The organism is Maribacter antarcticus DSM 21422 (assembly GCF_000621125.1).
In the GTDB taxonomy this organism is placed as follows: domain Bacteria; phylum Bacteroidota; class Bacteroidia; order Flavobacteriales; family Flavobacteriaceae; genus Maribacter; species Maribacter antarcticus.
Genome location: NZ_KK211214.1, coordinates 880,215 through 902,739, shown reverse-complemented (window position 1 = coordinate 902,739; position 22,525 = coordinate 880,215). Strand labels below are relative to the sequence as shown.

Here is a 22,525-nt window from a genome sequence, read left to right as displayed (position 1 = left end):
CTTATATCACCTGAAACCCATGTGCGTATGGGTCGTTATCATCTATTGTTATTGTATTCTGACCATAAATCTTAGCCCAACCCTGTATACTGGGTATAATGGCAGGTACTCCCATGAGGTCTGTCTCAGCATCTAGCCTGCCAATAAATTTTGAGCCTATAAAACTTTCATGTATAAACTTATCGCCCTTTTTGAGCTTTCCTTTTCCATACCATTGCGCCATCCTTGCCGATGTCCCTGTACCGCAAGGAGAACGATCTATAGCTTTATCTCCATAAAAAACAGCATTTCTAGCCGTGGCATCTGGAGAAATCGTAGCTCCCGTCCAAAGCATGTGGCTTACATCCCTTATGGTATCGTCCTCTGGATGTACGAATTTACCAGGATATTTTTCATTGATTTTTGACCGCAATTCTTGACTGAACTGTATCAAATTACTCGCCGTAAAATCCTGAATACCTGAAAAATTTTCCTGTGGGTCTACAATAGCATAGAAATTTCCACCATAGGAAACATCAAAAATAAGTTCTCCCAAATCGGAAGATACAATGGTTAAATTAGTTTCAGCTAAATAAGATTTTACGTTGGTTAGTCGCACCCAATCTACTTTATCTCCCTTTTGTTGATAGGTTATTTTCACAAGTCCGGCCGGAGTTTCCATACGTACTTCTCCGGGAATTTTAGGGATAATCAATCCTTCTTCTATGCCAATGGTTATAGCACCAATAGTTCCATGACCACACATAGGCAAGCAACCACTTGTTTCTATAAATAATATTCCAAAATCATTATCGGGGTTAGCCGGTGGGTAAAAAATACTACCACTCATCATATCATGCCCACGTGGTTCGAACATCAATCCTTTTCGTATCCAATCGTATTCCCTTAAAAAATGTTGTCGCTTTTCGCTCATGTTGGCACCTATTAAATCAGGACCGCCATGTTTTATAACGCGCACAGGATTACCGCAGGTATGGGCATCTATACAAACAAATGTACTTTTAGGCATTTAACTAAACTATTTATTCCTTTTGATATAGGCAGTTACTCGTTTTTCCAAAATAGGCAAGGTTACCGTACCCTCTTCCAATACAATATCATGGAAATCCCTGATATTGAAGTTTTGTCCCAATTCGACTTCCGCACGTTTGCGTAGTTCCCTTATTTTAATTTCGCCCATCTTATAGGAAATAGCTTGTCCGGGCCATGCAATATAGCGGTCAGTTTCCGTATTCACTTCGTGTTCGGAAAGCGCGGTGTTTTCAAGCATAAAGCTAACGACTTCATCCCGTGTCCAACCTTTTGAATGGATGCCCGTATCTACAACCAATCTACAGGCGCGCCACATTTCGTAGGTGTATTTCCCAAACTCCTCATAAGGCGTGGTGTAAATACCTAGTTCATTTCCTAGAAACTCGGTATACAAAGCCCAACCTTCTCCGTAGGCGGATAAATAGGTATTCTTTCTAAACTTTGGAATACTATCGCCCAGTTCCCTGTTTAAACTTCCCTGTAGATGGTGGCCAGGAACCGCCTCATGGGCCGTGAGGGATGGCAGTGTATACAGCGGTCTACTGTTTAATTTATAGGTATTCACCAGATAGAAGCCGGGTTGGGTATCGGACGAAGGACCGGAATAGCGCCCTCCTGTGTATTTGGGTGCTATCGCATCAGGCACTTTTATAACTCCATACGGTCTTCGCGGTAGTGTATTAAAAAACTTTGGTAGCTCTGCATCAATGCGCTTAGCAATATCCCTTGCATTCATTAATAATTCCTTTCCTGTTTTTGCGTAAAATTGTTCATCGGTGCGTAAAAAAGTCAAAAAATCATCAAAACTCCCCTCAAAACTGACTTTTTTAATGATTTTTTTCATTTCCGACTTTATCCGAGCCACTTCCGCGAGTCCGATATTGTGGATGTCGTCTGCTGTGTATTCCGTCGTAGTCGTGTAATAATTGATTCTATTCTGATAAAAGGCGCGTCCATTCTGGGTTTCGGATACACCTAAAGCCGTTCTTGTTTTGGGGATGTATTCTGTTTCAAAGAATTTTTTTATTGTTTTGAAGGAAGGAACTACATTCTTTTGGATAGCTAACTGCGCAGCCGTCAAAATAGAATCAGACTGTGCTTTGCTAAACGTAGCTGGTAAACTTTTAAAAGGCTCAAAAAAAGCACTTTGAGTTACATCATCCATAATATGGACATCATAAGTAGATTCATATCCTTTAAAAATAACCTGTGGCTGTGAGATTCCCTTTTTAATTCCTTCACGAATCAATACAAGATGTTCCCTTACAAACTCAGGCACCGCGTTCAAAAGATTTAAATACCGTTTTGCGTCTTCATAGCTAAGTATGGGCTTGATGCTATAATTCAGATTAAGGTGAAAGCCCTGATCTGCCTGTATGGGGTTCAAATGCATCTCATACTTGTATTCATCTACCCTATTTTGTAGCCTGAAACGCAAGAGCTCATATGAAATCTGCTCCGTTTCTGTCAACCCGGAAATAGCTATCTGTTCCAAGACCTTTAATTGCGACAGCGCAAAATCGGCATGCTTCTTTTCTAATTCTGCCTGATGCCTTCCTAAGGGGTAATCTAAATAATCATATAATTTAAAAGTGGATACCTCATCTATAACAGCTTCCAATTGTTTGGCACTGCTTTCTTGGGCAAGTCCCATTCTACCCATTGTGAGCACTACGATGAGGAATACGGTAACTGAACTAAAAATACCCTTGTGCATGTCTGTCTTATTTTACAGTATCTGATTTAATTTAGCTTATAGCGCATTGCTCGTATGTGATCCATCCACTACTCTAGTTATCCCTAACGGATTTTTGTTCTGTAAGGCTTCAGGCAGCCATTCGTTTGGCCAGTTCTGAAAACTTACAGGTCGTACCCATCGCCTTATAGCTCCTGTTCCTACGGAAGTAAACCTGCTATCCGTTGCCGCCGGAAATGGACCTCCGTGCTGCATAGAGGGACAAACTTCCACCCCTGTTGGCACACCATTAAAAATAATACGTCCTACTTTGTCCTGGAGCGTATCTACAATGGTTTTATACTTTTTGAGTTCATTCTCATTGCCTAGCACAGTCCCTGTAAGTTGCCCCTCTAACTTGGCGAGTATAGCTTCCATTTCACTAGCGTCCGAACAACGAACGATAATAGAAAAAGGACCGAACACCTCTTGATGTAATTTTGTGTTTTTCAAGAAATTGGTACCGTTAACGGTCAATACACGCTGTTGCGCCATATTTGGTGCTACCACCGTATTATAGTCAGCCACGGTATCCACGGAAGTTTGGGCAGAAAGTTCTTGCTTCGCTTTCTCGTAGTTACTATGAATATTGGGATGCAACATACATATCGGTTCCAATGTGCCAATCTCGGCTCCTAGAGTTGCTATAAATCCGTCTAATGAAGTACTCTTTATTCCTAATATAAGTCCTGGATTTGTGCAAAACTGACCAGCTCCCAACATAATAGAACCTGCATACTGCTTTGCCCATTCGTCCCCTTTCTCCGTTAAAGCAGAAGGGAAAACAACGATAGGGTTAACACTACCCATTTCTGCAAAAACCGGTATGGGATCCGGTCTTTCATTTGCCAAGCGATATAAGGCAGTACCTCCTTTTATACTTCCTGTGAAACCTACTCCTTTAACGGCAGGGTGTGTAACTAAATGCTGACCCACTTCTATACCGCTGCTATTTAAATTAGAAAACACACCGTTGGGCATTTCTGTTTTTGCTGCTGCCTTAATAATAGCTGATGCTACAAGCTCACCAGTACCAGCGTGCATGGGGTGGCTTTTAACGATTACAGGACATCCAGATGCAAAGGCACTGGCAGTGTCACCACCAGCAGTTGAAAAAGCCAATGGAAAGTTACTGGACCCAAAAACTACAATGGGGCCAACGGGACATAACATTTTACGAAGATCAACTTTTGGCATCGGTTGACGATTCGGTTGTGCCGGATCAATACTTGCTTCTACCCAAGAACCTTCTTCTAATAAAGCCGCAAAGGCTCTCAATTGGCCCATAGTTCTGCCTCTTTCGCCAATAGCACGACCCTCTGGTAAACCAGATTCCTGTGTGTACACCTGAATCAGTTCATCTCCTAAATTTTCGATTTCCTCGGCAATAGCACGTAGAAATGTGGCCTTACGCTTCCCTGAAAATTCGCGATATATAGTAAAAGCCGTTTTGGCCAAGCTAGCTGCATCATTTATTTCTTCTTCATTTGCCTCTTGGAACGTCCACTCGGTAGGGATATTAAGTTTAGGATTAAAGGTATTGAATTGCTTATCTCCCTTTTTTGAGAGTTTCGTTCCTATGTAATTAGCTCCTGATATCATTTATGTCTTTTTATTTTATTTCAATTAAAAATACTAAACCGGTAGATATAGATTTTATTATATCGGATGGCATCACCTTTATTTAATTAAATGCCCATTATGGACTTTCGAATTTTAATCAAAAATAAGAAACAACCCATTAAAACGAATAGCACAGTTGTTTCTTATTTCTCTACTTTGTTTATGTGTATGTTTTTGCGCCATACTGTTCCATGCTCAGTTATTTATAAGCAGGCAACTTGGGCCTATGAGCCAAACCATCACTTATAACTTTCGCCACTCTTTCACGCTCTGCTCCTACCAAAGGTAACCTGGGTGCTCTAACGCGTTCGGTTCCAATTCCTGTAGCTACCTCGGCCATTTTAATATTCTGTACTAATTGTGGATTAATATCTAATTCCAATATAGGCAGGAACCATCTATAAATTTCCAAAGCTTCATTTATTCTACCTGCTTTTACCAATTCATAAACTGCACAAGTCTCCGCTGGGAAAGCACATACCAACCCAGCAACCCAACCATCTGCGCCCATTAGGATACTTTCCATACCCAAGGTATCTACACCGGTAAGTACTTTTAATCGATTTCCAAAACGTGCTTTGATTCTAGTAACGTTGGAGATATCCCTTGTTGACTCCTTTACGGCTTCAATATTTTTACATTCCAGCATCTCTTCGAACATATCCAAGGTTACCTCAATTCCGTAATCCACAGGATTATTGTAAATCATTATAGGTAAATCAGTACTATCCGCAATCGCTTTAAAATAGGTAATGGTTTCATAGTCATTGGCCTTATATCGCATGGGAGGTAATACCATTAAACCTCTAGCACCACACTCTTTGGCAACGCGAGCTGCTTCAATTGCTCCTTTGGTTGTTTGCTCTGCTATATTAATAATAACAGGAACAGCTCCATCAACCAGTTGCACGGTTTCTATAATTAGCTGCTTTTTCTCTTCGCCAGTTAAGGTACTAGCCTCGCCTAAAGTACCCCCAAGGATAATGCCTGAAACTCCGGCATCTAGTTGTGCTTTTATATTTACTTCGAACATTTCCATGTCCAAGGTGTCGTCTTCCTTAAATTTTGTTGTTACCGCTGGCATTACGCCTTTCCACTGAATACTCATGCTTACTGTTTTAGGTTCATACAAAGGTACGGCAGGATAAAAAAGACTTTATTCATCAATTTTAACCGTAAATTAGACTATATTAACCTGTTTTAACTTATTTTACAAACTGCAAGGTAAATTAAACACATTTTGAAAATATATCCATTTCAAATACCCAAACCGGTAGCCGGTGCATTGATTGTTCAAGAAAACAAGGAACTTGTGTTTTTTGACAAGCTTCATCAACATGAAGAAATACAGATAAGCTTGTTGGTCAAAGGACAGGGAAAACTTATTATAGGAGATAGCATACATTCTTATACGACAGGGGATTTAATAGTCATCGATGGAAAAATACCGCATCTTTTTCAAAGCACAAGCAACGACGAAGTATCGCACATGATTTCTCTTTTCTTCACCCCAAATAGCTTTGGCTCCGATTTTTTTACCATTCCGGATTTGGAACAAACCGCATCGTTTTTTAATAAACCGAATACAGGTTACAGAGTATCAGCTAAAAACCTTGCAGCCCGGCAAATTATGAAAGCCCTCCCTTTCGCGGATAAATTTTCCCGGTTTATTTCATTCCTAGAATTACTTAAAAGGATTTCTGAAGACAAAATTACGATGTTAACAGGTTTCGTTCATCCAAAAGCACTTAATGCTAATGAAGGGAAACGATTACAAGAGGTGCTAGATTACGTGATGCATAATTTTGAGCGGGACATAAAATTAATTACCGTAGCCAACCTTGCATTTATGACGCCAAATGCCTTTTGTCGGTTCTTTAAGCAACGTACGAACAAGACATTCTTTCAATTTTTAATTGAATTGCGAATAGAACATGCCTGCCAGTTGCTAGTATCCAACAAGGACCTAAGCATCTTAGAAATAGCCGAAAAATCGGGTTTTGGTTCTATATCTAATTTTAATCGAAAATTTAAACATATAAAAAAAAGCACCCCTACAGCGTACGTGCGTCATTAACCAAACCATAGGCCAAAGTCACAAAGGTGCAAAAAGAGCCACTTACAGCAATATAGTGAACCGCTGATATCATTTACCTTACATATCCTTAAACAAATTTTCTTCCTTAAACATATATTCCAAAAATTACTTTGAATTAAACAATAGCTTTCTATCTTTACAGGCTAGAATATATTTTGGCCCACGTGGTGAAATTGGTAGACATGCTACCTTGAGGGGGTAGTGTTCGTAAGGACGTGCTAGTTCGAATCTAGTCGTGGGCACATAGCCGGGTAAACGCCCGGCTTTTTTCTTTTTATTTAAAATTTTAACTTGGCTTTTTGAAAGCGCTATCCGTTTAAAGTGTAACTTTGTTTAAGGCTTTTGATAATTAAATGAACAATATAAAAAAGAATTTTAGTATCCGCGATTTAGAAAACCTTTCTGGGATTAAAGCGCATACCATAAGAATTTGGGAAAAAAGATATAATCTATTGAGCCCTGAGCGTACCGACACCAATATTAGAACCTACACCCTAGCGAGTCTTCAAAAATTATTAAACATTACGCTCCTCTATCACAGCGGACATAAAATATCCAAAATAGCAAAAATACCTGAAGGTGATATATCATTAGTTGTAAGAGAAATCGTTGCAAAAAGTAGTTTTAAAAATCATGCCATGAACGCTTTTAAGCTGGCTATGATGAATTTTGATCAAAATATTTTCTTTAGTACTTATAACAGTTTAATTAATGAAAAATCATTTAGGGAAGTTTTTAAAGAAACATTTATCCCATTACTAAATGAGCTTGGCTTGCTCTGGCAAACAGACACCATTAGTCCTGCACATGAGCATTTTATTACGGGTCTTATTAAACAGAAAATTCTCGTAAATACGGAAAAATTACAGCATTTGAAACCGACTAAAACCGACAAGGTTTTTGTGGTTTACCTCCCTGAAAACGAAATTCACGAGATAGGCCTTCTTTATCTCAACTACGAAATTATACTTAGAGGCTATAAAAGTATTTATTTAGGACAGACCATACCAATGGAAAACCTTATGGATTTAATGAAGTATTTTGACAACATTTACTTTCTTTCCTATTTTACGGTTGTACCTGAAAAAGATCGTATTGATAAATACATCGAAGACTTTAAACATTTAGTGTCTGATTATAACAATCCTAACCTCTGGATTTTAGGAAGGCAGGTGCAGCATTTGGATGAAACCAAGCTACCTAGTTTTGTAAAAACCTTTCATTCTATAGATCAGGTTGTTAGCCGTTTATAATCAATAAAATCTGCTATTAAATTTATGGGCAAAAAAGTTAGTATAATAGGTTCTGGTTTCTCATCCTTATCCGCCGCATGTTATCTTGCAAAAGAAGGGTTTAATGTAACGATGTACGAGAAAAACGCTGCAGTTGGAGGTAGAGCATCAAAATTCACCAAACAGGGTTTTACATTTGATATGGGGCCGAGTTGGTATTGGATGCCAGACATATTCGATAAGTTTTTTGCTGATTTTGGCAGAAAAACTGCCGAATTTTACACCCTAGATAAACTAAGTCCGGCCTACAAAATTTTCTTTTCTGATGATATTATTACCATTGGGGATAGCATGGATAAAATCTGCGAGGAATTTGAACGAATCGAAAAAGGTAGTTCTGTACAGCTCCGAAAATTCATAGCCAACGCACAAGAAAATTATGACATTGCTATTAACAAAGTAGTACTTAGACCTGGACTATCGCCGTTAGAGCTAGTTACCAAAGAGACCGTGCTAAAAGTGGACCAATTCTTTAAGACTATTAGCTCACAAGTACGTAAGAAGTTCAAAAACCCAAAATTAATTTCCACTTTAGAATTTCCTGTTTTATTCTTAGGTGCAAAACCTAGCAATACCCCATCTTTCTATAACTTCATGAATTTTGCAGACTTTGGTCTAGGTACCTGGCACCCAAGAGGTGGTATGTATGAAATTATAAAAGGTATGGAAACCCTGGCAAAAGAGCTAGGCGTTCATATTCATACGAATCAAGCAGTGTCTAAAATTTTAGTAGAAAACGGAAAGACTATCGGTATTGTAAGCGACGGTACAGAAATAAAATCTGATGTGGTACTTAGTGGTGCGGATTACCACCACTCTGAAACCTTGTTAGACATCAAACATAGACAATATACCGAAGACTACTGGAGCAAAAAGACCTTTGCTCCTTCTTCACTACTGTTTTACATAGGTTTTGATAAAAGACTAATAAATGTAGAGCACCACAATCTATTCTTTGATACGGATTTTGAATTGCATGCAGAAGAAATATATGACGAGCCGAAATGGCCTACAGACCCATTATTCTATGCTAATTTTCCGTCAATAACAGATAGCAGCATGGCACCAGAAAATTGTGAAACTGGGTTTTTCCTAGTTCCAATAGCTCCAGACCTTAAGGACACCGAAGAATTAAGAGCAGAATACCTTGATATTATTTTAAATAGATTCGAGAAAAGAACAGGGCAAAAGATTAGAAATAATATTATATTCAAAGAATCATTCTGTGTCAATGATTTTATTGAACGATACAACTCCTACAAAGGAAACGCTTACGGTATGGCCAATACCCTAACGCAAACGGCGTTTCTAAGGCCTAATTTAAAGAGTAAAAAGGTTAAAAACCTTTTCTTTACTGGGCAGCTAACAGTTCCAGGTCCAGGGGTTCCACCTTCTTTAATTTCAGGAAAATTGGTGTCAGAATTAATAACAAAAGAAAATTAGTCCACCGCTATGAAAGCTACTTTTGATATGGTATCCTACCAGTGCAGCAAACTTGTAACTGAGAAGTACAGCACTTCGTTCGCTCTGGCTACCAAAATGCTGTCCAACTCCATACGAGAGGATATCTATAATATTTATGGTTTTGTGCGTTTTGCCGATGAAATCGTAGACACTTTCCATGATTACGATAAAGAAAAATTGTTTAATAAATTCGAACAGGAACTTACCGCTTCTATTGCGGATAAAATAAGCTTAAACCCTATTCTAAATTCCTTTCAACATACCTTCCATAAATACGACATCCCTATCCATTTAGTAGCATCGTTTATGAAAAGTATGCGCATGGATCTTACTAAAAACATATATAAAACAGAACAAGAATATAAAGATTACATCTACGGTTCTGCCGACGTTGTAGGACTCATGTGTTTAAAGGTGTTTGTTAAAGGTGATAATGAAGCTTATGAAAGATTAAAGGAATCTGCCATGGCACTAGGTTCTGCTTTTCAAAAAGTAAATTTCTTACGGGATGTAAAGGCAGATTTTGAAGATTTAAACCGATCTTATTTCCCCAACACAAACCTTACGGAATTGGATGAAGAGTCTAAAAAACGCATTGTAGATGAAATAAAGGCCGACTTCCAACTTGGATATGAAGGTATTATGGCATTACCTGCCGAAGCTAAATTTGGAGTGTATACAGCATACAAATACTACTACAAATTACTTCAGAAATTACAGAATACGCCTTCGCTAGATATTAAGAATGCGCGTATAAGGGTTCCTAATTATCAAAAGTTTGGACTGCTCGCTAGGTCGTATGTTAAATATAAAATGAAGCTCGTTTAGATGAAAATAGCACTTTGGATTATCATTTTTTTTGGAACTTTTTCCTTCATGGAGTTTATGGCATGGCTTACACACAAGTATGTTATGCACGGATTTTTATGGTCCGTACATAAAGATCACCATCGTAAAGACCACGATTCTTGGTTCGAACGGAACGATGCATTTTTTATATTCTATGCCATCATAAGCATGTCGCTATTCTATGTAGGTGGTAATATAATTTGGTATGGCTACCCCCTTGGTTTTGGAATATTAGCCTATGGGATTGCCTATTTCTTGGTACATGATATTTTCATACACCAACGCTTTAAAATCTTTAGAAATGCTAATAACTGGTATGCTAAAGGTGTACGACGTGCACACAAAATGCACCACAAACACTTAGGGAAAGGCGATGGCGAGTGTTTTGGTATGCTGTTTGTCCCTTTTAAGTACTTTAAAAAGTAACTATGCCTAAAGCCTTAGTGATAGGAGCCGGCATTGGAGGCATTGCTTCGGCATTGCGTTTATGTAAAAAAGGCTACGAAGTAACCGTTGTAGAATCTAATCACTACGCTGGTGGTAAATTACACGCAATGGAACAAGATGGTTACCGTTTTGACCTTGGCCCCTCCCTTTTTACCATGCCACATTTTGTAGATGAACTTTTTGAACTCTTCCATAAGCGACCAACCGACTACTTTAGCTACCATCGTAAAAAGACTATCTGTAATTACTTTTGGGAAGATGGACATGAGTTTAGTGTAACTAGCGATTTGGATGTTTTCATAAAACAAGCATCCATTAGTTTTGCCGAGCCAGCTGTAAATATTGAAAAATACCTAAAAAAAAATAAAAAAAAATACGAGCTCACGGCGTCTCTTTTTTTAGAAAAATCATTGCATAAAGCGAGTACTTATCTCTCCAAACAAACGCTAAAATCAATACTCAGCGTGGCCAGTTTGGATATTGAAAGTTCATTAAACAGCACCAACGAGGCTCACTTTGAAAATCCAAAACTAGTACAGCTATTCAATAGATACGCCACCTATAATGGATCCACGCCGTATAAAACCCCTGGTATCATGTCCATGATACCCCATTTGGAAATGCATTATGGAACTTTTTTTCCGGAAGGTGGTATGCATCAAATAAGTCAAAGCCTATACCAACTTGCGCTAGACCAAGGTGTTGTTTTTAAATTCAATGAAACAATCGAACGTATCACCGTAAAGAATAAAAAAGCTATTGGAGCCACTTCGTCTCTAAGGGAGTACCAATCAGATTTAGTGGTTACCAACATGGATGTCTACCCTACCTACAAAAAATTACTAAAAGACCAACCTGAACCAAAAAAGACATTAACACAGGAACGTTCCAGTTCCGCCCTTATCTTTTACTGGGGCATAAATAAGGAGTTTCCTAATCTAGATTTACATAACATCCTTTTCAGTGACTCCTACCCAGAAGAATTTGAACATATTTTTGAAAAAAGGACACTTTACGAAGACCCTACCATTTACATCAATATTACTTCTAAAGAAAGCCATTCGGACGCCCCTAAAGGGCACGAAAACTGGTTTGTTATGATTAACGCGCCCGGGAATTATGGACAGGACTGGGAGACATTAAAGGAAGCCGCTAGAATAAATATTATTTCAAAAATTAATAGGGTCTTAAGAACCGATATAGAAAAACACATTACTACGGAACACATACTAGATCCGGTGGGTATAGAAAATGCCACTAGCTCTTATCGTGGGGCATTATACGGTGCAGCAAGCAACAACAAATTCGCAGCGTTCCTTAGGCATCCAAATTTCTCCAAGCGTATTGAAAATCTATATTTTTGTGGAGGGTCGGTACATCCTGGCGGAGGAATCCCGCTATGCCTTTTGTCTGCGAAAATCATTGAAGACTTAGCCCCAAACATCGCAAAAGATGCTTAAAACACTAAAGGAAAATAAACTGATCGTTAGTATCGCTATCATTTGGCTGTTTCATATTTCGGCAATGATAGGCGCTGCTTTAGGGGAGGCAGATTGGTTTGTAGAAAAAACACCACTAAACCTTATTATATCATTACTTATTTTTTTGGTATTCTTTCCTATTGATACGTTCAAGAAAAGTATCGCTTTCCTTATCTTTTTTGCAGGTGGTATTTTTGCAGAATGGCTCGGTGTAACCTATCAAATACTATTTGGGGAGTATGCTTATGGCAGAAATTTTGGTCCAAAATTAGACGGCGTACCATATTTAATTGGCGCTTATTGGGCTATACTAACCTTTATCACTGCCAGTATTATGGACTATACAAAATGGCATATGGTAACAAAGATTATTGGAGCGGCCGGTCTTATGGTACTGCTAGATTTTCTTATGGAACATACGGCTCCTATATTTGATTATTGGACCTTTGCTGGGGGTCTTCCAACTATGGAAAATTATATCACTTGGTTTGCTTTAGGAATTGCGTTTCAGGTTATCGTGAAGCTTCTTGGAATAAGGGGCAACAAACTATTGTCAGTACACTTATACCTAGCACAGTTCATTTTCTTTCTCTTCTTTTATTTTTTATTTCCTTAGAACGGTAACGAAGGTACTCCATCCCACGTTCCTTTTGAACGATATGGCTCAAATCTAGAAAACAGTTCCTCGTTATACCAATCCAAACTTCTTGTTTTGGCAATCGCCTCAGCATGTTCCCTGCTCTTATAGGCAAAATCCATAAGGGATTGTTTATCCTTCCATAAGCTAAACGTTGCCATTTGCAGAAATGGCACTTCGCCAATACCTTTCGTAAATAATAAGCCCTTATTGTCTTTTAAAGGCGCTTGTGATATGGGTACATACTTCCAAAATGTACGGAGCATTTTAGGTTTAATTGTAGCTCTTGTAATTACCGCAATATAAGGATTAGAGGAATTAATTTCACTACTTGGAACGAAAGGGGTTACACCAGCCCAGGTTCCTTTTGCTTTTATACTTCTTAAGAAGATAACCCATTGCTGTGTTGTTTTACTGACATAGCGTTGATACAACGTAGATGTATCAAAAAATCGATTCGCAGCCTCCTCACTTTCCCAAACTTGTAGCAACGCGTATACGGACCAATCTGCAAAGGGATTAAAACCATCCTTACCACTGCCCATAAGCTTATAATGGAGTAATCCTTTTTGCTTGGCTAAAGGCTTGTGGGCAAATTGCATCATCCCAAAGGCCCACACCTTATTCATAAAGGAAGCATATCTAAAAAAAGTAAGGGTAGTGACTTGACTCATAACTCATTATTGCGCGATCAGTTCTGCAAATAGTTCGTCTACCTTATCATTGCGCCAATCTGCTATTGCATTCTGATGTACCACAATATCACCATTCTTATCAATAATATAAGACCCTGGTGGTTTTAATAGGGTCAGCGGACTAAGATTTCCTACGATTTGATACGTAACTGGAAAAGTGTAGTCGTTTTTCATCATAAATAGTTCCACCGGAGCACGCTCTTCATTGGTAATAACGTAAAAGTCTACGTTACCCTTATATGTATCATAAAGTAGTTGTATATCTTTTAATTGTGCTTTGGAAGGTAAATGCCATGATGCCCAAAATGTAATAAAAACAACCTTACCCTTAGATTTCTTAAAACTGAAAAACTCCCAATTCGCATCTTTTAACCCCCAGTCATAACTGCTTATCCCTCCTCTATTTTCTTGTGTAATAACCGTAGGTGCCGCAGAGAATATTCGATTTAGCATTAATTTACTAAAATCTCCTAATGGAGTTACAAAAAAGGAAAGAATAATTGCAATTACAAATAAAGTATAAACTGTTTGTCTTTTCATTTTATATGGAGTAACCTTAAAACTAAAAAACTCCCAAGGATAATCGGGAGTTTCCACTAACTATTTACAAGTTATTATACTGCATTTTCTCTTTTGATCACATTGAGCGCAGAACCCTCTCTATACCATCCGATTTGTGCTTTGTTATAAGTATGATTTGCTACTACAGTGTCTTTGGAGCCATCTGCATGAACCACTTCAATGATTAACGGTTTGTCCGGCGCAAAATCAGCTATATTAATAAAATTAAAAGTATCGTCTTCTTTTATTAAATCGTAATCACTTTCCTTAGCAAAGGTTAAGCCTAACATTCCTTGCTTTTTCAAGTTTGTTTCATGTATACGAGCAAAAGACTTTACAAGTACCGCTGCAACTCCCAAGTGTCTTGGCTGCATAGCTGCATGCTCTCTAGAAGAACCTTCACCGTAATTATGGTCACCAATAACAATAGTTTTTATACCTGCTGCTTTATATGCTCTCTGTGTATCTGGCACCCCTTCGAATTCGCCTGTTGCTTGGTTTTTTACAAAGTTTGTCTTTTTGTTAAAGGCATTTACCGCACCAATGAGCGTATTATTCGCAATATTATCTAAATGTCCTCTAAAACGCAACCATGGTCCTGCCATTGAAATATGATCGGTAGTACATTTACCAAAAGCCTTTATCAATAGCTTTACACCCTGCAGCTCTTCGTTTTGTATGGGCAAGAAGGGCTCCAACACCTGCAGTCTTTCAGAATCTCCAGCAACCACGACCTGAACTCCAGAACCATCGGCCTCAGGGGCAAGGAAACCAGCATCCTGAACTTCAAAACCGTTTGGTGGAAGTTCCCAACCTGTTGGTTCATCAAACCGTACTTCTTGACCATTTTCGTTAATCAACGAATCGGTAATCGGATTAAAATCTAAACGACCGGCTATAGCAATGGCAGCTGTTATTTCTGGTGACGCTACAAAAGCGTGCGTGTTAGGGTTGCCATCTGCTCGCTTGGCAAAGTTCCTGTTGAATGAATGCACAATACTATTCTTTGGTGCGTTCTTGGGATTGCTATACCTAGCCCATTGTCCAATACAAGGTCCGCAAGCGTTAGTGAAAATCTTAGCATCCAATTTTTCAAAAACATTTAGAATACCATCTCTTTCCGCTGTAAAACGAACTTGCTCGGAACCTGGATTAATACCCAATTCCGACTTCATTTTTAAACCTTTATCCAATGCCTGTTGCGCAATCGAGGACGCTCTTGACAAATCCTCGTAAGAAGAATTGGTGCATGAACCAATAAGTCCCCATTCAACTTGTATGGGCCAATCATTTTTCGTTGCCTTTTCGGTCATATCACTACCTACTGGCGTAGATAAATCCGGCGTAAAAGGTCCGTTCAATAATGGACCCAATTTAGAAAGGTCAATATCTATAACTTGATCAAAATAGTTTTCTGGGTTTGCATACACCTCGGCATCGGCAGTAAGGTGTTCCTTTACTTCGTTTGCTGCATCTGCAACATCAGATCTGTCCGTAGCACGAAGGTATCTTTCCATGGACTCGTCATAACCAAAAGTAGAGGTCGTTGCTCCTATCTCCGCACCCATATTACAAATAGTTCCTTTACCGGTACAAGACAATGAAATAGCGCCAGGTCCAAAATATTCTACAATAGCTCCAGTACCCCCTTTAACAGTTAGTATCTCAGCTACTTTTAAAATAACATCCTTTGGAGCAGTCCAACCAGAAATTGTTCCAGTCAATCGTACCCCAATTAATTTTGGGAATTTTAATTCCCAAGCCATTCCGGCCATCACATCCACTGCATCCGCACCACCAACACCAATGGCTACCATTCCTAACCCGCCAGCGTTTACTGTATGGGAATCCGTACCAATCATCATACCGCCAGGAAAGGCATAATTCTCCAAAACAACTTGATGTATAATTCCTGCTCCTGGTTTCCAAAAACCAATTCCATATTTATTAGAAACGGACTCTAGAAAATTAAAAACCTCGGCACTAGTAGAATTTGCAAATTTTAAATCTGCAGTTGCTCCATTTTTTGCCTGTATCAAGTGATCACAATGCACCGTTGTTGGGACAGCGACCTGTTTCTTTCCAGCTTGCATAAACTGTAAAAGTGCCATTTGCGCTGTAGCATCCTGCAAAGCAATACGATCGGGATTAAAATCTACATAGTCCTTTCCTCTTGAAAAAGCCTTGGTTGGTGTACCTTCCCACAAATGTGAGTATAGTATTTTCTCCGAAAGAGTAAGTGGTTTTCCCACAATTTCCCGGGCCTTATCCACTCGGTCCGCCATATTGGCGTACACCCCTTTAATCATATCGATATCGAATGCCATCCTGTATTTATTTTAAGGTTAAATCGTTTAGTAAATTTAAGAAAATATGAGCCGTAATTAAAACTTTAAATGCTGCTTTCGATGTTTTTAGCTAAATGGAAGATATTTAGGTTAACAGAAGGCTAAACATCAAATAAAGCCATAGTTCTTTATGAGGAACCTAAAAAACTAACAGAAAAGGGAACTACAACAATCGGTCTATGATATCCTCCTCAGAAATCCCCTCGGCCTCAGCCTTGTAATTTTTAATAATTCGATGTTTTAGGATTCCTTTAACCACTGCCTGTACATCTTCTATATCCGGGGAATATTTACCATGTATTGCAGCGTTTGCCTTCGCTCCCAAAATTAAATTCTGAGACGCCCTAGGACCTGCACCCCAATCTAGATATTGTTTAATAAAATCTGATGCTGTAGCTAAATTAGGCCTTGTATTATTTACTAATTTTACAGCATATTCCACTACATTATCCGGAACTGGAATACGCCTTACCAACTCTTGGACAGCTAATATTTCATTCGCTGTAAACTGTGGTTTTATATTGACCTTGTTTGTTGATGTTGTATTTTTTACAATTTGAATCTCTTCTTCGATAGTGGGATACTGCAGTTCGATAGCAAACATAAAACGATCTAGCTGCGCCTCAGGCAATGGATAGGTCCCTTCTTGTTCTATAGGGTTCTGGGTTGCGAGAACAAAATAGGGTAATTCTAATTTATGTTGATGACCGGCAATGGTCACTGATTGCTCCTGCATGGCCTCCAAAAGGGCTGCTTGCGTCTTGGGCGGTGTTCTATTTATTTCGTCTGCCAAAACAATATTAGAAAAAATAGGCCCTTTAATAAATTTGAAATTTCTATTCTGGTCCAAGACTTCGCTCCCTAAAATATCACTAGGCATCAAATCTGGCGTAAACTGTATGCGTTTAAAATCTAACCCAAGCGCATGTGCAATGGTATTTACCATTAAGGTTTTTGCCAAACCGGGAACACCAATTAATAATGAATGTCCGCCTGTATAAATAGACAATAGAATCTGATCTATTACGGTATCTTGGCCAACAATGGCCTTAGCTATTTCCTTCTTAAGCGCTAAATGTTTTTCTACTAGGTTTTGTATAGCAGCAACGTCTGACATATATTAATCCTTTACCCATTTATTAGCAAAATCGCAATCCCTATTTGCGTCGTTTACGCTAACATAAGTATCTGCTATGTGTTCTGCCATCCATTCTTTTATTGCGTTAAACTGCTTTTGTGTAAGGGCCAATTGCTGAATTTTAATATAGTCCTGCGCAAAATCTGCTTTATGCTCATCATACCTATTGGTAACTTTTAAAATTTTATACTTTGGTGGACCTCCACGTTGATCTTCTTCTAAAGTGGGATAGGATATCTCATTGTCTTTTAAGTTACGAACCTGATTATACAAAGAAGGATCCATTTTGGTAAGCTCAAAACGGGCTCCAAAATCTTCGGGATTACGAAGTACACCCCCATCATATTTTGTTTCCTTTTCATCTGAAAAATTTAAAGCCGCCTCTGCAAAGGTAAATTCTTCATTCATGATTTTTTGGCGAATACTATCCAATTCCGATTTTGCCTCTTCAGCAACAGCGTCTGAAATTTCGGGAGATATTAAGATATGACGCAAATCCAATTCTTGTCCCCGTATTTTTTCTATAAAAATAATATGATAACCGAAGGGGGTCTTAAAAGGTTCTGAAACTTGACCTTCTCTAAGGCTAAAGGCTACATCCTTAAATGTTTTATCAAAGCCTGTTTCTTTGGTAATACTATAAAATCCACCTTTAGATTTTGATCCAGGATCCTGAGAATACAAAATTGCTTTAACATTAAAACTAGCATCATTATCCTCAATATCCGCTTTTATTTGGTTGAGCTTGTCTACTACTTTTTGGTTCTCTTCGTCAGATGGCTTAGGGGTTTTCACGATTTGCGCAATCTCCAATTCAGCACCAAGAACTGGGCGTTCGTCGTCAGGAATATTACTAAAAAACTGCCGTACCTCTTCCGGGGTAATTTCAATATCCATTATAATTTCTTGCTGCATTTTCTCAGACAACATCCTCAGCTTATTAATCTTGTACAGCTCTTCCCTAAAACTCACTTCGTCCAGCTTTTTGTAATACTTCAACACCTTAGGCATAGACCCTATTTGCTGAACCAAAGATTGCAATTGCGCTTCACTTTGGGCATTTACCATATCGTCCGAAACCAAAATACTATCTTGAACCGCTTGGTGCGCATATAAACGGTCTTCCATCAGCTTACCTAAAAGTCCACAATGCGTAATATCATCTGTAGCGGCGCCTTGACTCTTAAGATCAATCAGTGTTTTCGCAACATCAGAATCCAAAATCACATAATCGCCTACAACGGCAGAAATACCATCCAACTTTATTCTCTTAAAATTATTAACCGTGTCCTTTTTCTTGGTAATCTCTGCCTCAGCTACAATTTCTTCTGGCTCTACTTGATTATCTGGCACTTCTGGAACGGTCTGCTGGCCAAACACTATAACCGAACATATACTCAATATACCGGTACAAATCAACTTTCTAATCCTTGGTATACACCTCAAATTCCTTATCCTTAATTGCTTCATCTATAATTTCTATTTCAAGTTTACGCAGGTAGTTTATTTTTCTGCGATTCAATAACACTTGTTTTATGGTAGGTACAACAAAAGACATAGGAGCTATTTCGTTTATATCTTTTACTTCCTCTATCATTCCCAAATATACCCCGATTGAATCCTCCAATTCAAAAAATTGTGATTTTTTTAAGTACCTATCCTGATTTTCAAAGCCTATGGGCGGTATTTCGGCTGCTACTCTAGATGCTCTCACCCAAATAGAATCGTTAAAATGTAATTTTGTAAACTGTACCCCTATCGAATCCAAATACGAAACATCTTCCTTTTCGAAGTTTTTTAAACGTTTACTAACTTCACCCTTATTTAAAAAATTCTTTGGCAAGGCAACAAAACGAATTCTTAAAATCCGCTCCTTTAATTTAAAATTCTCTTTTTCTTCTGCATAAAAATTAGCCAGTTGGTCCTTGGAAATTAAAGAATCCGAACCTTTTAAAACTAACGCTTCCTTGTATGCCCGGGTATATAGGTCCGTTCTGTAGTCTGCTACTAAGGCATCAAATTTTTGTAATTTATCCTCTTGTAAGTTTATCTTAGCCTTGGACAAAAGCAACTGTTTAGATGCCCATGTATTAATATAATTGTTAACGAAAGATGCGCTATCTGACTCGGACATTCCATTTGTAATGTATACAGCAATATCCTCCCCATATAAAAAGTTTTCCCCTACCCTAGCTAGAGGTACTATGTTTTCCTTTTTTTTAAAATAAGAACTACAGGAACTCAGAAAAATACATATTAAGGTCAACGTAGTTATACTTAAGGCGAAATGCCTTTTCCTAAAGGTTATTAAACAAAACATTTGGCAAAAATAACAATTAGAAAATCCCTTGCAACTCTAGCTCCTTTTACTTAACACAATTTTAGGGCAATAAGAAATTTTTAGAAGGATTTATTGTTCTAAATCTCCTTCAGATACAAAATAAGCAAGATAGTTTAGAAACCAATCTCGCAGAATACTATTGTATCCCTTGGATTTAAGTCGAAAAGCTTAATTTTGAACCTAAAATATTAAATTTTGGATAGAAAAATAAAATTGATTTGGGATTTTAGAGGGCCAGAAGGCTTTAGAACGGCTGAACACCACGAAAAGCACTTAAAGGAATTTATTACGATGGAAAAGCTTCCTTTAGATATCACGGGGCACGAGCAACTAAACGAAATGCACAGTTTGGCCTACATGGTGGTAAACGAGAAAGACATGATTACGGTACGAGATACCTTAAAACCGCATCGTGGAGAAGTATACACAGATAACTAAACCCAAGTATTAGGTGCTTAGAATGAAATAGTAAAAACCAATGCTTCAAATTAATATGTGTCACACATGAAAGCAACTATTCTTTTCCTTTTAGTCTCCGTTTTGAGCTCTTGCTCCCAGCAAAACAGTAGTTCAGTTTTAAAGCAAGCCTTGGCATCCAGAAACCAAACCATAAGTAGGGTCATGGATAGTCTGGACCAATACGAGGTACAAATACGATACACGCAGATAGATCGGCGCAACAATAGCATTGTCTTTACTGACTTTGATTTTCAACTAGATCAAGGACACTGTTTTTATCCTGTGTGCACCGTTAAATTTCCAATTGCCGTGCTAGTGCTCGAACGTTTGAACCAGACTGATAGCATCAACAAAAACACAAAAAATTATATAGAGGGAGATTCAATAGAATTTAGCATTGCGCAAGATATTTCGGAAGTATTCGCGGTAAGCGATAACCTGGCCAATAACCGCATGCTAGAGCTATTAGCACAAGATGCTATTAATAAGAGTTTGACGGACAAAGGAATAGGACCCGTTCGTATTTCTCACAGACTAGGCCATCATTCAATTGATTTAAAAACCAAACCGCTTATCCTATATTTAAACGATAGTACAACCGGTATTTCTGTGCCTAGTATAAATACAACTGCAAAACTACTTCAACTAAAGCGAGTTAAAAAAGGAATTGGATATTACGAAAATGACGCCCATGTAAATGACCCCTTTGATTTTAGTCTAAAGAATTATTATCCGATTACTAGTCAGCACGAGGTTTTAAAAAGAGTCATCTTTCCGAACGAGTTCGACCCCACAAAACGTTTTGACCTTTCGGAAGATCAACACACCTTTTTATTGAAATCCATGTACACACTACCTCGAAATGCGGGATATAATTCTACTGAATATTATGATGGTTATTGTGAATTTTTCTTTTATAGAGACACCCAGGAAACCGTTCCAGACCATATAAAAATATATAATAAGGCGGGTTTTGCTTATGGCACTTTAACAGCTTGTGCTTATATAATTGATAGTAAAAATCATGTAGATTTTTTGTTGACAGCAATAATTTTGGCAAACAAAAACAGGGTCTTTAATGATAATGTTTACGGGTACGATGGCATCGGAATTCCGTTTTTAGCATCCCTAAGGAAGGGAAATACATACATTAGAAATAGAGCGTAACAACTAATATCGGGTATCCGTAACAAAGCTATGGCAGATACAGTAAAACAGACGAGGATAAATAAATATTTAAGCGAAGTAGGCTATTGTTCAAGGAGGGCAGCAGACAAACTTATAGCCCAAGGCAGAGTTACCATAAATGGCAAGGTTCCTGAAATGGGAACAAAAGTGGTAGACGGTGATGCCGTAAAAGTAGACGGAGAAGCGGTTACTGCACCAAAAGAAAAACCTGTTTATCTTGCTTTTAATAAGCCGGTTGGGATTGTATGCACCACAGACAGCAAGGTAGAAAAAGATAATATTATTGATTTTATAAATTATCCTAAACGCATTTTCCCTATCGGAAGATTAGATAAGCCGAGTGAAGGTTTGATATTTTTGACCAACGACGGGGATATTGTCAACAAAATCCTTAGAGCAAGAAATAATCATGAAAAAGAGTATCTCGTAACCGTAGATAAACAAATTAGACCCGACTTTTTAAACAAAATGAGAAATGGGGTCCCAATATTGGATACCGTGACAAGAAACTGCGAGGTAAGCCAAGTAAGCACCTACCAGTTCCGTATTATTTTAACACAGGGTCTCAACCGTCAAATAAGACGTATGTGCGAGCATTTGGAGTACAGGGTAAAAAAGTTGAAGCGCATCCGAATCATGAACGTTCATTTAGATCTCCCCTCAGGCAAATGGAGAGACCTAACAACGGAAGAGCTTCAGCAAATTAACAGATTGGTAGCTGATTCCACAAAAACCAATGAATCAGAAAGTTAAGTTTGAAGTTTTATATAGCGCTAAAGTTTGAACCACGCTTAGTACAAAACCGTCAGCTTGTATCAAAGTACGATTTTACTGATACTATTTTTAAACAATCGGTAAGTACTAATTACAGCCTAAAAATGATTAACGAAAGTTTGATATGGAATACGAAGAGCATTAGAAAGTGTACCTCACAATTCTAACAATTACCGCTAACAATTCAGAACAGCTTAGAAAAAAAGCTAATGAAAATAAGTATACTTGAGTAACGGCAGAGTCCTTATGCTTATCGTTTTAGCTACCTGAAAGTTAATTTTTAAAAAAGTAATCTTACGCATCAGTCAAGCAGTTTAGCTTACAAACCAAGCACAGAATAACCGACTTAGATTGCTAAAACTA

20 protein-coding genes and 1 tRNA gene are annotated in these 22,525 nt (G+C 38.2%); 11 read left to right on the top strand and 10 right to left on the bottom strand.

Translation table 11 applies throughout. From position 1 onward, the window contains the following. Position 1 precedes the first annotated feature (1 nt). The 4 genes from Q360_RS0120515 to Q360_RS0120500 all read right to left on the bottom strand — a co-directional run bounded on the left by Q360_RS0120515 (position 2) and on the right by Q360_RS0120500 (position 5,498). Positions 2-1,009, bottom strand: coding sequence for a 4-hydroxyproline epimerase (locus Q360_RS0120515; RefSeq protein WP_027078754.1), 1,008 nt, complete (start codon positions 1,007-1,009; stop codon positions 2-4). 9 nt (positions 1,010-1,018) lie between these two features. After that, positions 1,019-2,749 carry a DUF885 domain-containing protein gene (locus Q360_RS0120510; protein WP_084273512.1) on the bottom strand — a complete coding sequence of 577 codons (1,731 nt, stop codon included), beginning with the start codon at positions 2,747-2,749 and terminating at the stop codon, positions 1,019-1,021. A 36-nt stretch (positions 2,750-2,785) separates the two neighbouring features. Next, positions 2,786-4,369, bottom strand: coding sequence for an aldehyde dehydrogenase (NADP(+)) (locus tag Q360_RS0120505; RefSeq protein WP_027078752.1), 1,584 nt, complete (start codon positions 4,367-4,369; stop codon positions 2,786-2,788). 220 nt (positions 4,370-4,589) lie between these two features. Then, entirely contained in the window at positions 4,590-5,498 is a 909-nt protein-coding gene (locus tag Q360_RS0120500; protein ID WP_027078751.1) for a dihydrodipicolinate synthase family protein, read from the bottom strand. Positions 5,499-5,630: 132 nt separating this feature from the next. On the opposite strand from Q360_RS0120500, the gene Q360_RS0120495 reads away from it, so the two are divergent. The 8 genes from Q360_RS0120495 to Q360_RS0120460 all read left to right on the top strand — a co-directional run bounded on the left by Q360_RS0120495 (position 5,631) and on the right by Q360_RS0120460 (position 12,637). Beyond that, positions 5,631-6,467 (top strand): AraC family transcriptional regulator, encoded by an 837-nt coding sequence (locus Q360_RS0120495; RefSeq protein WP_027078750.1) that lies wholly within the window; start codon positions 5,631-5,633, stop codon positions 6,465-6,467. A gap of 179 nt (positions 6,468-6,646) precedes the next feature. Continuing rightward, positions 6,647-6,730 (top strand) — tRNA-Leu (locus Q360_RS0120490). 111 nt (positions 6,731-6,841) lie between these two features. Next, positions 6,842-7,741: a MerR family transcriptional regulator gene (locus tag Q360_RS0120485; RefSeq protein ID WP_027078749.1), complete on the top strand. Its 900-nt coding sequence runs from the start codon at positions 6,842-6,844 to the stop codon at positions 7,739-7,741. Between the two features lie 24 nt (positions 7,742-7,765). Further along, positions 7,766-9,223, top strand: coding sequence for a phytoene desaturase family protein (locus Q360_RS0120480; protein ID WP_027078748.1), 1,458 nt, complete (start codon positions 7,766-7,768; stop codon positions 9,221-9,223). A 9-nt stretch (positions 9,224-9,232) separates the two neighbouring features. Continuing rightward, complete coding sequence (locus Q360_RS0120475; RefSeq protein ID WP_027078747.1) at positions 9,233-10,072, top strand: phytoene/squalene synthase family protein; 840 nt, start codon at positions 9,233-9,235, stop codon at positions 10,070-10,072. Next, on the top strand, positions 10,073-10,519 hold the full coding sequence (locus tag Q360_RS0120470; RefSeq protein WP_027078746.1) for a sterol desaturase family protein: 447 nt from the start codon (positions 10,073-10,075) through the stop codon (positions 10,517-10,519). Between the two features lie 2 nt (positions 10,520-10,521). Further along, on the top strand, positions 10,522-12,000 hold the full coding sequence (gene crtD, locus Q360_RS0120465) for a 1-hydroxycarotenoid 3,4-desaturase CrtD (RefSeq protein ID WP_027078745.1): 1,479 nt from the start codon (positions 10,522-10,524) through the stop codon (positions 11,998-12,000). Next, the gene (locus tag Q360_RS0120460) at positions 11,993-12,637 is read left to right on the top strand and encodes a carotenoid biosynthesis protein (protein WP_027078744.1); all 645 of its coding nucleotides are present in this window, start codon (positions 11,993-11,995) and stop codon (positions 12,635-12,637) included. Before crtD ends, Q360_RS0120460 begins: the two co-directional genes overlap by 8 nt. Here the strand turns inward: Q360_RS0120460 and Q360_RS0120455 are convergent. From Q360_RS0120455 to Q360_RS0120430, 6 genes are all read right to left on the bottom strand, one after another. Next, positions 12,634-13,287 carry a DUF3291 domain-containing protein gene (locus tag Q360_RS0120455; protein ID WP_245603326.1) on the bottom strand — a complete coding sequence of 218 codons (654 nt, stop codon included), beginning with the start codon at positions 13,285-13,287 and terminating at the stop codon, positions 12,634-12,636. The genes Q360_RS0120460 and Q360_RS0120455 overlap by 4 nt on opposite strands. A gap of 51 nt (positions 13,288-13,338) precedes the next feature. Further along, positions 13,339-13,893, bottom strand: a complete 555-nt coding sequence (locus Q360_RS0120450; protein ID WP_027078742.1) for a TlpA family protein disulfide reductase — start codon at positions 13,891-13,893, stop codon at positions 13,339-13,341. 74 nt (positions 13,894-13,967) lie between these two features. Next, on the bottom strand, positions 13,968-16,241 hold the full coding sequence (locus Q360_RS0120445; protein WP_027078741.1) for an aconitate hydratase: 2,274 nt from the start codon (positions 16,239-16,241) through the stop codon (positions 13,968-13,970). A 184-nt stretch (positions 16,242-16,425) separates the two neighbouring features. Beyond that, positions 16,426-17,379, bottom strand: coding sequence for an AAA family ATPase (locus Q360_RS0120440; protein WP_027078740.1), 954 nt, complete (start codon positions 17,377-17,379; stop codon positions 16,426-16,428). Between the two features lie 3 nt (positions 17,380-17,382). Continuing rightward, positions 17,383-18,819: a peptidylprolyl isomerase gene (locus tag Q360_RS0120435; protein WP_245603324.1), complete on the bottom strand. Its 1,437-nt coding sequence runs from the start codon at positions 18,817-18,819 to the stop codon at positions 17,383-17,385. Between the two features lie 4 nt (positions 18,820-18,823). After that, positions 18,824-19,534, bottom strand: a complete 711-nt coding sequence (locus Q360_RS0120430) for a peptidyl-prolyl cis-trans isomerase (RefSeq protein WP_245603322.1) — start codon at positions 19,532-19,534, stop codon at positions 18,824-18,826. A gap of 402 nt (positions 19,535-19,936) precedes the next feature. On the opposite strand from Q360_RS0120430, the gene Q360_RS0120425 reads away from it, so the two are divergent. From Q360_RS0120425 to rluF, 3 genes are all read left to right on the top strand, one after another. Beyond that, the gene (locus Q360_RS0120425) at positions 19,937-20,179 is read left to right on the top strand and encodes a hypothetical protein (RefSeq protein WP_027078737.1); all 243 of its coding nucleotides are present in this window, start codon (positions 19,937-19,939) and stop codon (positions 20,177-20,179) included. Between the two features lie 66 nt (positions 20,180-20,245). Continuing rightward, positions 20,246-21,367 carry a serine hydrolase gene (locus tag Q360_RS24070; protein WP_156950200.1) on the top strand — a complete coding sequence of 374 codons (1,122 nt, stop codon included), beginning with the start codon at positions 20,246-20,248 and terminating at the stop codon, positions 21,365-21,367. Positions 21,368-21,397: 30 nt separating this feature from the next. Further along, on the top strand, positions 21,398-22,141 hold the full coding sequence (gene rluF, locus Q360_RS0120415; RefSeq protein ID WP_027078736.1) for a 23S rRNA pseudouridine(2604) synthase RluF: 744 nt from the start codon (positions 21,398-21,400) through the stop codon (positions 22,139-22,141). The last annotated feature ends 384 nt before the right edge of the window (positions 22,142-22,525 follow it).

Bases quoted from the DNA above. Each gene is read 5' to 3' on its own strand.
- Q360_RS0120515 (WP_027078754.1), bottom strand. From the start codon at position 1,009: ATGCCTAAAAGTACATTTGTTTGTATAGATGCCCATACCTGCGGTAAT.
- Q360_RS0120510 (WP_084273512.1), bottom strand. From the start codon at position 2,749: ATGCACAAGGGTATTTTTAGTTCAGTTACCGTATTCCTCATCGTAGTG.
- Q360_RS0120505 (WP_027078752.1), bottom strand. From the start codon at position 4,369: ATGATATCAGGAGCTAATTACATAGGAACGAAACTCTCAAAAAAGGGA.
- Q360_RS0120500 (WP_027078751.1), bottom strand. From the start codon at position 5,498: ATGAGTATTCAGTGGAAAGGCGTAATGCCAGCGGTAACAACAAAATTT.
- Q360_RS0120485 (WP_027078749.1), top strand. From the start codon at position 6,842: ATGAACAATATAAAAAAGAATTTTAGTATCCGCGATTTAGAAAACCTT.
- Q360_RS0120480 (WP_027078748.1), top strand. From the start codon at position 7,766: ATGGGCAAAAAAGTTAGTATAATAGGTTCTGGTTTCTCATCCTTATCC.
- Q360_RS0120475 (WP_027078747.1), top strand. From the start codon at position 9,233: ATGAAAGCTACTTTTGATATGGTATCCTACCAGTGCAGCAAACTTGTA.
- Q360_RS0120470 (WP_027078746.1), top strand. From the start codon at position 10,073: ATGAAAATAGCACTTTGGATTATCATTTTTTTTGGAACTTTTTCCTTC.
- crtD (WP_027078745.1), top strand. From the start codon at position 10,522: ATGCCTAAAGCCTTAGTGATAGGAGCCGGCATTGGAGGCATTGCTTCG.
- Q360_RS0120460 (WP_027078744.1), top strand. From the start codon at position 11,993: ATGCTTAAAACACTAAAGGAAAATAAACTGATCGTTAGTATCGCTATC.
- Q360_RS0120455 (WP_245603326.1), bottom strand. From the start codon at position 13,287: ATGAATAAGGTGTGGGCCTTTGGGATGATGCAATTTGCCCACAAGCCT.
- Q360_RS0120450 (WP_027078742.1), bottom strand. From the start codon at position 13,893: ATGAAAAGACAAACAGTTTATACTTTATTTGTAATTGCAATTATTCTT.
- Q360_RS0120445 (WP_027078741.1), bottom strand. From the start codon at position 16,241: ATGGCATTCGATATCGATATGATTAAAGGGGTGTACGCCAATATGGCG.
- Q360_RS0120440 (WP_027078740.1), bottom strand. From the start codon at position 17,379: ATGTCAGACGTTGCTGCTATACAAAACCTAGTAGAAAAACATTTAGCG.
- Q360_RS0120430 (WP_245603322.1), bottom strand. From the start codon at position 19,534: ATGTCCGAGTCAGATAGCGCATCTTTCGTTAACAATTATATTAATACA.
- Q360_RS24070 (WP_156950200.1), top strand. From the start codon at position 20,246: ATGAAAGCAACTATTCTTTTCCTTTTAGTCTCCGTTTTGAGCTCTTGC.
- rluF (WP_027078736.1), top strand. From the start codon at position 21,398: ATGGCAGATACAGTAAAACAGACGAGGATAAATAAATATTTAAGCGAA.